Below are 12,847 nucleotides of genomic sequence, written 5' to 3'. Positions count from 1 at the left end.
GCCACCCAGCCCACCTGTAATCGTCGGCGGGAGCATGACACACGCCTTCGACCCGAGCGGACCCGACGGCCACCCGCGCATCGTCGCCGACTTGCTACGGCCCGACGCGTACGACCCGCCGGCCCACGACGTGCGTCTCCATGAGACGCACAGCTCGTGGGTCCTGCTCGCCGGCCCCTATGCCTACAAGCTCAAGAAGCCGGTGGACCTCGGGTTTCTCGACTTCACCAGTATCGAGCGGCGTCGCGCCGACTGTGACGAGGAGCTGCGCCTCAATCGGCGGTTCAGTCCCCAGATGTACTTGGGCGTCGTCGAAGTCACCGAGCAGGACGGCCGCTACCGCATCGGCGGCAAGTCCGGGTCGGGCGAGCCGGCGGTGTGGATGCGGCGCCTGCCGGAGGAGGGCATGCTGCCGGCCAAGCTCGCGCGCGGCGAGGTCGACCTTCGACTCGCGCGACGAATCGGCCGCACCCTGGCCAAGCTTCACGGCAGGACCGAAACCGGCCCCGACATCGATGCGTACGGCAGCCCGTCCAGCGTGGCCGCGAACTGGCAGGAGAACTTCGATCAGATTTCTCCGTTCGTCGGCCGGACCATCTCAAGCGACGTCAACGACCACATCCGACGCTACGTCGACGAGTTCCTGCGAACGCGGGCGCCGGTGCTCGAACGACGCGTGGCCGACGGGCACGTGCGCGATGGCCACGGCGACCTGCACGCCGCCAGCATCTGCATCGACGACGGCCAGATTCTGCTGTTCGACAGCCTGCAATTCGCGCCGCGTTATCGTTGCGCCGACCTCGCCTCCGAAGTCGCCTTTCTGGCAATGGATCTCGAATACCACGGTCGCGCGGATGTGGCGTGGGCGTTCGTCGATTCCTACGTGCGGGCCAGCGGCGACGCCGGTCTGCTCGACCTGCTCGATTTCTACGCCTGCTACCGGGCCTACGTTCGCGGCAAGGTCCGCAGCCTGCGCCTGGCCCAGACGGAACAGGCGTCCGGTGGTGACAACCGTGAGCTCATCGCCGAGTCGCGCGCGTACTTCGACCTGGCCTGGGCGCACGGGGGTGGGCTGCCCCGCCCCCCGATGGTGGTCACCATGGGTCTGCCGGCCAGCGGCAAGACCACCCTGGCGCGCGCGCTCGCCGGCCGACTCGGGCTGGTGCATCTCTCGTCCGATATGGCGCGCAAGCGGATGGCGGGCATCGAGCCCACCCAGCGCGGCAGCGACGAATTCGGTTCGGGGCTCTACGATCCGGCGATGACGCGCAGCACGTATGCCGCCCTGCGCCGTGATGCCGCGCGCTGGTTGCGTCGCGGCCGGGGCGTAGCCGTCGATGCGACGTTCGGCAATCCGCGCGAGCGCGCCCAGATGCGGCAACTGGCGCACCGCCTCGGGGCCGACCTCCGCGTCGTGCTGTGCGACGCCGACGACGCCACCCTGATCGCGCGACTCGAGCGGCGCGCCACGGAGAAGGGCGTTGTCTCGGATGCGCGGATCGAGCTGTGGCCCGAGCTGCGCGCCGCATTCACGCCACCCAACGAGCAACCGTCCGTTCTGCGGGTCGATGCGACGCGCGACAGCGAGGAGACCGTCGAGCAGGCGCTGGCGCTGCTGCGCGCTTCCTACCGCTAACGGCGCCGTCGCGTGCCATGGTGTCCTAGCACGTCGGCGTTGGCCAGCGTCTGCGCCTGAGCGGCCAGCGTCGACGCCCTGTTGGCGTGCGCGAGCGCCTCGGCGTCGTTAGTGGATTCCTTGCCGCGCGCCGCCGCCAAATGCCGCTGGGCCTCGTCGAGCCGGGCCTGGGCCTCGGCGCCGACGCTGTCGCGATGCCGGGCCACATAATCCGAGATTTGGCGCACCCGCGCATCCGCGGTGGACAGCGCCTGCGGCAACGAATCACCGTGCCCCGCAACGCTGCCCGGCGCGCGCCGGCGCCGACGTGCGCGATAGAGCACGAACAGCAACAGCAGAACCACGACGACGATGACGCCGATCGCGACCAGCGGCCAGATCGGCTTCGACGAGCTCGCCGGCTTGGCCGAACTCGCCAATTTATCCAACCCGTCGGCCGCGGCGACCGCCGCTCCGCTCCAGTCCTTGGCGCCCAGCATGGGTTCAATCTGGTTGCGCCGCAGGCTATCCAGCCCGGCAGCGGTCGGCCCCTGCACCTGCGGCGGCACGGTGAACGAGTACGCCTTGGTGTTCGTGGCTATGGCCAGCAGCGCATCCTGGCCGCCCAGCCCGCTGGCGCTGCGGGTGCGATCGGCCCAGTTGTCGGGCTTGAAGCGAGAGAAGTTGTCGGTGTAGACCACCCAGAGTTGGATGTGACGATCGCGGTACAGCCGATCGATCGCTTCGCTGACCGCCGCGCGACCGGAATCGGTCAACACCCCCGTGGTGTCGGTGACGTGATCCGTGAGCTTCGACGGCGGTTGCGCGGCGGCGGGGCTTACCAGCAGCAAGTCCGCGGTGAGGATCGTCAGGACGGCACCGAACAGGCGAATAACCCGCATACAGGTAACTTAGCCGCCAATTCGCGTTGGGTCAGGAGGGCGCCGCATCCGCGGCCAACGGGGCCCGTATCGCTCTGCGCACGTCTGCGACCAGCAGAATCCGCCCAGAACCCCCGCCCACCACGACCCCCGCACGCACTGGACACCCACTGGTTACGCGCGTAACCTCTGTCGCGCAACGACAGCATTCTCGCGAGCGAAAGGCCACTGAGAACCGTGAGTAACGCCATTAAGGTCTTCAACCCGTCCACCGAGGAGCTGATCACCGAGGTCCCCGACTCCGACCAGGCGGCCGTCGACGCGGCGGTGGCCCGCGCGCGTGAGACCTTCGAGTCGGGCGTGTGGCGCAAGGCGCCGGCGTCGCACCGGGCCAATGTCCTCTTCCGCGCGGCGCGCATCATCGAGGAGCGCACCGACGAGCTCGCCGCGCTCGAAGGCCAAGACAACGGCATGAACCTGACGGCCGCGCGGCACATCATCCCGGTGTCGGTCGACATGCTGAAGTACTACGCCGGCTGGGTCGGCAAGATCCACGGTGAGTCGGCCAATCTGGTGTCCGACGGCCTGCTGGGCACCTGGGAGACCTACCACACCTTCACCCAGCTCGAGCCGGTCGGCGTCGTCGGCCTCATCATCCCTTGGAACGGCCCGTTTTTCGTCGCGATGCTCAAGGTCGCGCCCGCCCTCGCGGCCGGCTGCAGCGCCGTCCTCAAGCCCGCCGAGGAGACGCCATTGACCGCGCTGAAGCTCGAGGAGATCTTCCGCGAGGCGGGCCTGCCCGACGGCGTCCTGAACGTCATCACCGGCTACGGCGAGACCACGGGCGCCGCGCTCACCGCGCACCCCGACGTCGACAAGATCTCGTTCACGGGGTCGACGGAGGTCGGGCGGCTGATCGTCAAGGCGGCCGCCGGCAACCTCAAGCGGCTGACGCTCGAGCTCGGCGGCAAGTCCCCGCTGATCATGTTCGACGACGCCAACCTCGACAAGGCGATCTTGGGGGCGGGCATGGGCCTGCTCGCCGGTTCGGGGCAGAACTGCTCGTGCACGTCGCGCATCTACGTCCAGCGCGGCATCTACGACGACGTCGTGCAGCGGCTGGCGGAGTTCGCCCAGATGCTGCCGATGGGTGGCAGCGAGGATCCCGACTCGGTGTTGGGCCCGCTGATCAGCGACAAGCAGCGCAAACGGGTAGAAGGCATCGTCAATGACGGCGTGGCCGGCGGCGCGCAAATCATCACCGGCGGCAAGCCGATGGACCGCAAGGGCTACTTCTACGAGGCGACAATCATCACCAACACCACGCCCGACATGCGGCTCATCAAGGAGGAGATTTTCGGGCCGGTCGGCTGTGTGATCCCGTTCGACGACGAGGACGAGGTAATCGCCGCCGCGAACGACACGCACTACGGGCTGGCCGGGTCCATCTGGACCGAGAACCTCTCCCGCGCCCACCGGATGGTGAATGAGCTTCGGGCGGGCCAGGTTTGGGTGAACTCCTCACTCGCGGCCGACCCGTCGATGCCGATCAGCGGCCACAAGCAGTCCGGGTGGGGCGGCGAGCGCGGCCGCAAGGGCATCGAGGCCTACTTCAACACCAAGGCGGTCTACATCGGTCTGTAACCTGCTGCCCCGGGCGGCCGCGCGCGTAACGCCACGGTGGAACTATTGCCGATTTTTCGCCGTGGCGTTACGCCCGGGCCATCCCGGAGACTTTGGGCTACAGCGGCTTTCAGTGGGACGCTACGAGGGCACGGCCCTCGTCGGTGCATCCGGCAATGAAGTCAGGCGCCGAGTCCACTTGAGCGATCTTCCCGCTTTTCAGATCGCTCTGAAGGACCCTCTGGCAGTACTGGTTCCAATCGGTGTCAGCATTCAGCTGCACGTGATAGTGCTGAATCTGCTCATCGATGGCCTGTTTGCCTTGGTTGTACGAGGGCGACCCGGGGTCGGCGTCCGCGCCGGGCGCGAAGACAACGGCGGCGGCACTAAGCACCGCTGCCAACGTCAACCCGCGCATGCGACTCACGCCGACAATCTTACGTGGATTTTGCCGCCAGCACATCCGCCTCGATCGCGGGGGACGGCGGCGGGTTAGAACGTCCACGAGCCGGCGGACTGAAGTACGAAGCCACGGTTGAGGATTGGATCGATGCAGGCGGTCAGGCGGTCAGCGCCCACGACGCATGTGATGTCGCCTTTGGTGAGCTTTTGGCCGACGTTGAGCAGCGGCGAGGTGATGATCGGGCAGCCGGTGCCCTTTTGAAAGCTGTACGGGTTGAGGTCTGTCGGAAGCGATGACGGCGAGGCGACCACCGAGCAGCCGTCGCTGCCGACGGGGGCGTTGTCCGGCAGACCAGGCAGTGGCCCATCGCAGCTGGCGCTGACGTGATCGCCCGGCTTGGGCGGGTTGGGGAGGATGCACTGCAGCCCATCGGGTGTCGCGAAATAGGCCGCGCCGCCGGCGCGGGCCGCGGCGGTATAGGGCGCGGCGTCGACCGCTTGAAATGCGTTCAGATCGGGAAATTTCGGCGGCGGCGTGGCCGTCGCGACGCCGGGGGCGTTGCGGGAACATGCCAGGCTCAGGACCGCAACGCTCGCGGTGATCACCGCTAGGGTCACCCTGCTCAGCATGTGGTGTCCCCCTTCCTAGTGTTGGACGCCAAAGGTTGTCGTCCACGTGTTGGGATCATAGGTCGGCCCGGGCGGCCAGGTGCTCACTCGAAGCTGAATCGTCTCAAGGCCGGTCGCGGGGTCGAGCGTCGTGCCCGTGATGGTGGGGCCGTAGACGGTCGGAAGCTGGTTGGGGGCCACCAGCGTTTGGGGTGTCGCCCCCATCAGCCCTTGCGGTGTGGCGGCGGTGATGCCCTGCACGGGGCCGCCATTGGTCGCGCCGACGAGCATGAATCCACCACCTTTGAGCGAGACCAGTTGGCTTTCACGATCGCCGGGGAGGCTGACGGTGCCGACGCGCTGCAAGTTGTTGATCCAGCTGTTGGGTTTGGCCGGATCGATGGGTCCCGACACCCACATGCCGCGGGTGGTGTCGCCTACCCGGTTGCTGGTGTTGCCGACGATCACCATCTGGTTGGTGGCGGGATCGTAAACGCCGCTGGCCTGGTAAATCCCCGGCAGCTCACCGACTTTCACGGGATGGGTGGGATCGGTGTAATCCCAGACCGACCCGTTGGTCGCGAATTCGTTGAACCCGGGCGTCACGGACCCATCCGGGTGGCTGAAAAACGCGTAGCGATGGCCGTCGGGCCCCAGCGCGGTCCCCGTCGGCAGCGGGCGGGTGCCCGGCGGCCCTTGCGCGAGCTCCGATGCCGGGCTGCGCGGAAAACCGTCTCGGGGGTCGCCGCCAAAGGTGGGGCCCTGGCCGTCTTGGAACTGGTCTTGCAGGTCGTACGTGTTTTGCTCGTGTTGGGGCGGGCCGGCCGGTCCGGTGATCCTGGGGTCGCTGGGCGGAGCGTCTTGCCCGTCCCCGAAGCCCGCCGGCTTGAACTCGGCGACCGCGGCAGCATCCTGCGGGGTGAGGTGTCCGTTCGCCTGTGCCTCACGCAGCGATTTCGTGTAGGTGTCGCGGATCGAGTTCATCTGCTTGAGGGCGTCCCGCGTGTCATCGGCGGCGTCGGCTTTGGCGTCCTTGATCAAGGTCTCGAGCGCCCGGCGGCTCTTCGCATCGAGGGTGGGGTCTTGCAGATCCTTGGTGGCCGCGCCGATCAGTTTGTCCAGCAACTGCAGTTGTCGTTCCAGCGTGGCGATCTCCGCGGAGCCCTCTTTTTGCGCGGCGGCCAGCATGGCGGCGATGTTTTCCAGGTCCGCGGCGATCTTGGGCAACTGGTCGGTCTGCAGGCGAAGCGATTTGGTCAGCCGCTGCACTTCTTCTGAGCCGTTGATCGGATGGTCGCCGTTCTGGTGGTTCCAGGCCTGATCGAAGCGCTTGCGGGCCTGCTCGAACTCCTCTTGGGCGGCGGTGGAGCACCGGCCCGCCGCGTGGAAGGCCTCCGCCAATTGGGAGATCTGAAAGGGGTTACCGGCCTGCAAACTGCGATTGACCGCCCAGGGATCGCCGCCGGCCTGGGCGATCAGATCGGCAACGCTCAACCAGTTCAGCTGCATCGCCCCGCCCATTTGTGCTTTTGACCAGCTTTGACGCTACCTCCGCTGGTTCCCCTGACCCCCTATTCCACCCGAAAAGGCGCTGCAATTCACTTCAGTGCGCTCGGCGCGGAGCTAATCGGGGACACGTGGCGAGGGACGCGCTTCAATAGCATTGTGACCAGGAGGACATGATGGCGCGCTTCAAAACCGAAATGGAAGTCTGCCCGCACTGCCGGCGCTCGGCGGAGGCCACGGTCGAATACAGCTACGACAACAACGGCAAAGTCACCGGCAGGCGGGTGCGGGACGTCAACTGCCGGTATGCGGACTGCCCGGGTAGCGAGGTGCCGCCGCACTGGGGCTAGGCGATGTCGGTCGCCCGCTGCTTCGTGTCGGACTCCTTGTCGGAGAGAAGATCCCCTTCTTGGGGCATTCAAAGTTTGGCGACGCCGCCGATTCCACGCTCAACTCGCTACGGGCGTCCAGGATCACCCGCCGCGCCGAGCCCGCGGTGAGACAACGTCTTCACTGGGTGCCAGACGGCGCCAACCGCTTCGCCAGGTACGGCGCCGTGCGGCTTTGTTTGGCCCGTGCCACCTGCTCAGGTGGCCCCGCCGCGACGACCCGGCCGCCATCGCTGCCGGCTCCCGGTCCCAAGTCGATCACCCAATCTGCACCCGCGACCATCCGCATGTAGTGCTCGGCCACCACCACGGTGTTGCCCGCGTCGACCAGGCGGTGCAGTTGACGATCGAGCAGATCCACATCGGCGGGGTGCAGCCCGGTGGTCGGCTCGTCGAGGACGTAGAGGGTGTGCCCGCGCCGGGGTCGCTGCAGTTCGGCCGCGAGCTTGATCCGCTGTGCCTCGCCGCCCGACAGCTCGGTGGCGGGCTGTCCGAGACGGAGGTATCCGAGCCCGACCTCTTGCAGCGTGGTCAGGCTGCGCGCCGCGCTGGCGACGTCGGCAAGAAACTCCGAAGCCTCATCGACGGTCATCGCGAGGACATCGGCGATCGTACGGTCGCGATAGCGAACCTCGAGTGTCTCGTCGGAGTACCGCGCTCCTTGACACGCCGGGCAGGTGGCGTATGTGCCTGGCAGGAACAATAATTCGACCGACACGAAACCCTCCCCCTGACAGGTGGGGCAGCGACCGTCGGCCACGTTGAACGAGAACCTGCCCGCCGTCCAACCGCGGCGGCGCGCCTTCGGGGTCGCGGCGAATTCACGGCGCACGGCGTCAAACAAGCCGGTGTAGGTCGCCAGCGTCGAGCGCGGCGTGCGTCCGATCGCACGCTGGTCGACCGATACCAGCCGGTTGATGTTTTCGGCCCCCTCTGCCGTCACACCGATACTCGCGTCATGATCGAGATCGACTATCCCGCTGTCGGTTTCGTCGTCGTCGGGTTCGGCAGGCTCGACCGCTCGTCCGGTGCCGAGCTGGCTGTGGACGACATCGCCGAGGACCTTGACGACGAGTGTCGACTTGCCGGAACCGGACACCCCGGTGACCGCGGTGTACACGCCGAGGGGCAGGTCCACGTCGAGGTCTTTCAAATTATGGAAGCAGATCCCGCGCATCCGCAGCTGCCCGGACGGCGTACGTGGTTGTCGACGCGGCGGCCGGGTACCGTCGAAAAGGTAGTGACGAGTGACGGACCCCTCGATGTCGGCGAGGCCGGACACCGGCCCGCTGTAGAGCACGCCCCCACCGAGTTCTCCGGCCCCGGGCCCAACGTCGACGATCCAGTCGGCACGGCGCACGACGTCCATGTCGTGCTCGACCACGAATAACGAATTGCCCGCGCGCCGCAGGCGATCGAGCACCTCGAGCAGCGGCTCGGCGTCGGCCGGGTGCAGGCCGGCCGACGGTTCGTCTAACACGTAGAGCACGCCGAACAAGCCGGCGCGCAGTTGGGTGGCCAGCCGCAACCGCTGCAGTTCGCCGGGTGACACGGTCGGGGTCCGGCGACTGAGCGTGAGATAGCCGAGGCCGAGATCAATGAGTACCTGCAGGCGTGCGACCAGGTCGGCGGCGATCATGGTCGCCACTTCCGTCAGCTCGCCGGATGTCATGGACTCGTACGCGGCGGCGGCGTCGGTCCGAGAAGCCGTCGGGCGCAACGTGTTCGCGAGGTCGCCCAGAGGCATGGCCGTGTAGTCGGCGATGGTGCGGCCGGCGAAGGTCACCCGCAACGCCTCCGGCCGCAACCCAGAGCCGTCGCATACCGGGCATTCGACGGTGTCGACGAATTGCAGTACGCGGCGGCGCATCATCGCGCTATGGGAGTTGGCCAACGTGTGGCGGACATGGCGTTCGGCGCTGGAAAACGTGCCGTTGTAGTAATAATCGGCTTGCACGGGGTGCTGGCTCGGATCGATTTCGACGGTCGGTTGCTCCTCGGTGAACAGAATCCAATTGCGTTGCCGCTTAGGCAGTTTCCGCCATGGCTTGTCGATGTCGTAGCCCAGCGTGACGAGGATGTCGCGGAGGTTTTGGCCCTGCCACGCGCCGGGCCATGCGGCGACGGCGCCTTCGCGGATGGTCAGCGAGGGGTCTGGCACCAGTGTCTCTTCGGTCACCCGATGGATTCGTCCCAGCCCGTGACATTCGGGGCACGCCCCCACCGCGGTATTCGGCGAGAACGCATCGGAGTCCAGTCGTTCCGTAGCCCCCCGCGGGTAGGTCCCGGCGCGGGAGAACAGCATCCTCAACAAGTTCGACAGGGTGGTGACGGTGCCGACCGTCGACCGCGATGTCGCCGAACCCCTGCGCTGCTGCAGTGCAACGGCAGGCGGTAGCCCGGTGATGTCATCGACCTTTGGCGCGCCGGTTGGCAATAGCAGGCGGCGGGCGTACGGAGCGACCGATTCGAAGTAGCGGCGCTGGGCCTCGGCATAGATGGTCCCGAAGGCTAGCGACGATTTGCCGGATCCGGAGATGCCGGTGAACGCGACCAGCGCGTCACGCGGCGCGACGACGTCGACACCCCGCAGATTGTGCACCCGCGCCCCGTAAACGCGCACAGAAGGATCGATTTCGTCGGTGCGTCGATACGGGATTTGCGTCATCTTGCTCAGCCGAGTACCCCCGGTGGCGGCCGCACAAGCCTGCGCTCCCCGGCAGCGACCAGCGAGGGCCTGTCGGCAATCCGTTTTGACCCCCCGCCGGCCGGGAATTCCGCCGTGGCGATGACGGAAACATCACCAAGCCGGATCCGCCTGAGCCATCACGTCGTGGAACTCGATGACGGGCGGCGGATCGGGCTTTCAGTCGGCGGCCGCGGAGTGCCGTTGTTGTTCATGCACGGGCTCCTGCTGAGTCGGAAGGCCTATCTGCGGATGCTCAGCCGGATCGCCGGAATGGGATTTCTGGTCGTCGCCGTCGATGCCGCCGGTCACGGAGATACCGGGCGACTGCCCAGCAACGCGTGCGGCTTCACCGATCGCGCCGATTCGGTGTTGCGCACGCTGGACGCCCTTGGCATCGGACAGGCGTTGTTCGTCGGCCATTCGATGGGCGGGCGAATGACCATCCAGCTGGCCGCACGCGCGCCTGAGCGGGTACTCGCCGCCGTGCTGTTCGACCCGGCGGCCGGAGCGCGGTTCGACACGACCATCCCAAAATTGGTGAGGTCCCCAACCAAGGCGTTGGGCGCGGCCTACACCGCTGTCCGCGACACACTGGGCGACCCGACGCAGCTCTCACCCAGCGAGCAACTCGGATACTTCCGCGTGCTGGCCGCGGTGGCGGTGCCCAACCTGCGTGATCCACTCGCAGCCGTCCGGACGATCAGGGCCATCGTCGAGTCCGGTGATTACACGCCGATGCTGCACACCATGCGCGACGAAGGGATGCCCACGATGGTGGTGCACGCCGAAAAAGACATGATCGTGCCGTTCCCGCACGCGCGCGAAATCGCCAACGAGGCCGACGCGACGCTGTACAGGGTGCCGGACGCGTATCACTCGTGGATGATCGCCAATCCGCGCCAGGGCGCCGATGCGTTTCGCCAACTGCTCGATGGCGAATTGGGCGAGGTGCTTCGCGACGCCGCCGACACGATGGGCATCGCCGACCTCGATGACCACGAGGCGTGGGAGCGCGAATTGCTGGACCCCGATGCGCTGGTGTTGCAGTTCATCCACGGTCGCGACCGAATCGAAATCGGAGCCGAGGAGCTTGACCATGTCGACCTCGAGCTGGTGCGCCGTACGGAGCGCTCGCAGGAGCGGCTGTCCTGGGCTCGACGGACGTATCGCCGGTGGGCGGCCAAGCACCTGCATCAGGCGCGATCGCTGATCCGGCAGAGTACCCGGATCGAGCCGGAGCACCACGAATAGCTACCGGCGGAACTGAGTGGGGCGGGCGGGGCTCGAACCCGCGACCAACGGATTATGAGAACGCCTGACCTGGACGTTGGCAATTACTGGCAGTTCATGGCGGATGACGGCTAATGAGGTTAAGGCTCTCTCTCACAACGACTTTGATAGATGGAGAATGACGATTAGAAGTTTCTCTTGGTGAGCGCCGTGCGGACTGTCTGCGGACTGGTCCCGCAGGAACACCTCTTGGCGTCAGCACGTCACTAGGTCAACAGGATGGCGATTAAAGCGATGGCTGCGGCGATGACCGCGACCACAAGCGAAGCCCATTGGAGTCGGATCGCGCTTACCGCTTGCAATAGTTGAGCCGATGTCTCAATCGACCGCGTAGTGAGTTCCAGTTCGGCGGCAACGATCTCAGCGTTCTCGCGCAGAGCCTCGCGATAGTGCTGCGGCAGCGTGCGAATCTGACCCGCGTCGCCATCCTCTTGGAGCTCTTGAAACCTCATCTCGTTCAAGTCCGCGAAGACCGGCAGGTGTGAGTAAGTGAAGTCGGTCGAAGCGATCCGAATAACGTCCTTGGCTACGACCGCAGCGTCGTGACCGTCAGAAGTTAGAAATCCATAGAGACGTTGTGCGGTCCGCAAAGCGGTCTGGGGAGCGACACTCGAATCACGGACCGCCGAAACATCGTCCTTGTATTTAGCCAGTAATTGCTCAGTCGCCCAGACTCTGAAAATGTCAGGAAAGTCTCGGGCTATGTTGCTTATTATGGCGTTGTCAGAATATTCGCCTTCGCCGTCAATTAAGCGTTGAGCAGCAGACCTTTGCGCTGAAATGATGCCGTTCTGGATTGAGCTCTTGGGCGACCCGTCGCGCTCCATTGAAAAGTAAAAGCCATCTCGCTGCGGCGATGTCCAAACATGATCGGCCCCGTTCAAGCCGAGCGCCTCAAGAGGCCCACGCCGACGGTTCATCCGCTCTTTGTCGCGCTCACTCAAGGGCTTACCAGCGGAGATTACGACCGGCTCATCGTCGATTGGCCCAAATGGCTCAATATCCTCAGTGAAAATTACACGAACGGACGGGCGTTGGTCAGGGGGCAACTCTGCGAACTTGCCGAATGCTCTCTTGCTAAGCCAGTGCCAGCAGTAAGCGTCGAACTCATCGAACTTCTCCCTGCACCACTCGCGCTGCAAGTGGGATGGAACGGAGAAGTTGATCGCGTAGGAAGCCGACTTCGCGCGAGACCAAGGGTTCAGTGCTCTTAGTCTTGCGAAACGCCCTCTGACGGTGAAGCGTGACGTGTCCACACGCATCGCGAAGTCATCCCGCAAGCGATCAGAGAGATCGAACTCATCCTCGTCCGGGTAGAAGATCGCGACGAGCAAAGTAAGCGACGGAGCGGCGCTCATCAGGATCAGCTCGACGGCTTTTATTGGCTTCGCGATCGTAGAATCCCTGGATGCGTCGAAGAGCTGGACTCCTGGCCGCGCCAGGTTAGCAACATGGCTCCAAGCGCCGCCGTACTGAGAATTGCGCCAGTCACGAATATCTCGCTTCAAGCCTTCGCGATATTCGGAAGGCTGAATCGGCCACAAATCAATTGCGCTAAACAGGCCGGCAATGTTGGAAGGCGTAAAGCATTCAACCAGCACTGTAGCGGCTAGCTTTACGCGCTCCCCAGGTCCGAGCCGAATCCTGTCGTTTTCTCTCATGAAGGCGCTATCACGGTTTACCGCGCGTTCAAGTGCCCGTTTCTTCTCAGCCCGTATTGTCGACCGATGCCACCAATCTGGCACTTCACCTTGTCGGAGTGGGCCTGACACCTGCATGCGATAAACGTTAGTAGTCAATGCGGCAAGTCAGCGGGAAGCCGGAGTCCGCGTGGCTACTTTGC

10 protein-coding genes are annotated in these 12,847 nt (G+C 65.5%); 4 read left to right on the top strand and 6 right to left on the bottom strand.

Annotated features, from left to right (window positions below; translation table 11 throughout):
* Positions 1-34 precede the first annotated feature (34 nt).
* Positions 35-1,636: a bifunctional aminoglycoside phosphotransferase/ATP-binding protein gene (locus tag P6281_RS10195; protein ID WP_324738844.1), complete on the top strand. Its 1,602-nt coding sequence runs from the start codon at positions 35-37 to the stop codon at positions 1,634-1,636.
* Here the strand turns inward: P6281_RS10195 and P6281_RS10190 are convergent.
* Positions 1,633-2,517: a TPM domain-containing protein gene (locus P6281_RS10190; RefSeq protein WP_238963675.1), complete on the bottom strand. Its 885-nt coding sequence runs from the start codon at positions 2,515-2,517 to the stop codon at positions 1,633-1,635. The genes P6281_RS10195 and P6281_RS10190 overlap by 4 nt on opposite strands.
* Positions 2,518-2,733: 216 nt before the next feature.
* Between P6281_RS10190 and P6281_RS10185 the strand changes: the two genes are divergently transcribed.
* Positions 2,734-4,140, top strand: a complete 1,407-nt coding sequence (locus tag P6281_RS10185) for an aldehyde dehydrogenase family protein (protein ID WP_014379848.1) — start codon at positions 2,734-2,736, stop codon at positions 4,138-4,140.
* Between the two features lie 109 nt (positions 4,141-4,249).
* Here the strand turns inward: P6281_RS10185 and P6281_RS10180 are convergent, their stop codons facing one another.
* The 3 genes from P6281_RS10180 to P6281_RS10170 form a co-directional block, all read right to left on the bottom strand.
* Entirely contained in the window at positions 4,250-4,537 is a 288-nt protein-coding gene (locus P6281_RS10180) for a hypothetical protein (RefSeq protein WP_014384425.1), read from the bottom strand.
* A gap of 74 nt (positions 4,538-4,611) precedes the next feature.
* A complete protein-coding gene (locus P6281_RS10175) occupies positions 4,612-5,151 on the bottom strand; it encodes a hypothetical protein (protein WP_041784937.1) in 540 nt (179 codons plus the stop codon).
* A gap of 15 nt (positions 5,152-5,166) precedes the next feature.
* Positions 5,167-6,639 carry a putative alpha/beta hydrolase gene (locus tag P6281_RS10170; RefSeq protein WP_029385664.1) on the bottom strand — a complete coding sequence of 491 codons (1,473 nt, stop codon included), beginning with the start codon at positions 6,637-6,639 and terminating at the stop codon, positions 5,167-5,169.
* A gap of 170 nt (positions 6,640-6,809) precedes the next feature.
* Between P6281_RS10170 and P6281_RS10165 the strand changes: the two genes are divergently transcribed.
* A complete protein-coding gene (locus tag P6281_RS10165; RefSeq protein WP_201359284.1) occupies positions 6,810-6,986 on the top strand; it encodes a 5'-phosphate oxidase in 177 nt (58 codons plus the stop codon).
* 160 nt (positions 6,987-7,146) lie between these two features.
* Here P6281_RS10165 and P6281_RS10160 read toward each other — a convergent pair whose 3' ends face one another.
* A complete protein-coding gene (locus tag P6281_RS10160; RefSeq protein ID WP_201407401.1) occupies positions 7,147-9,693 on the bottom strand; it encodes an excinuclease ABC subunit UvrA in 2,547 nt (848 codons plus the stop codon).
* Positions 9,694-9,813: 120 nt separating this feature from the next.
* On the opposite strand from P6281_RS10160, the gene P6281_RS10155 reads away from it, so the two are divergent.
* Entirely contained in the window at positions 9,814-10,965 is a 1,152-nt protein-coding gene (locus P6281_RS10155) for an alpha/beta fold hydrolase (RefSeq protein WP_036455106.1), read from the top strand.
* Positions 10,966-11,210: 245 nt separating this feature from the next.
* Here the strand turns inward: P6281_RS10155 and P6281_RS10150 are convergent, their stop codons facing one another.
* Positions 11,211-12,665 (bottom strand): hypothetical protein, encoded by a 1,455-nt coding sequence (locus P6281_RS10150; RefSeq protein WP_324738843.1) that lies wholly within the window; start codon positions 12,663-12,665, stop codon positions 11,211-11,213.
* Between the last annotated feature and the right edge of the window lie 182 nt (positions 12,666-12,847).

The sequence above is a fragment of the Mycobacterium sp. 5-140-3-2 genome (assembly GCF_035666375.1).
GTDB classification, from domain to species: Bacteria; Actinomycetota; Actinomycetes; order Mycobacteriales; family Mycobacteriaceae; genus Mycobacterium; species Mycobacterium intracellulare.
The sequence above is the reverse complement of the archived record's forward strand: the minus strand, read 5'-3'. Positions and strand labels throughout refer to the sequence as shown.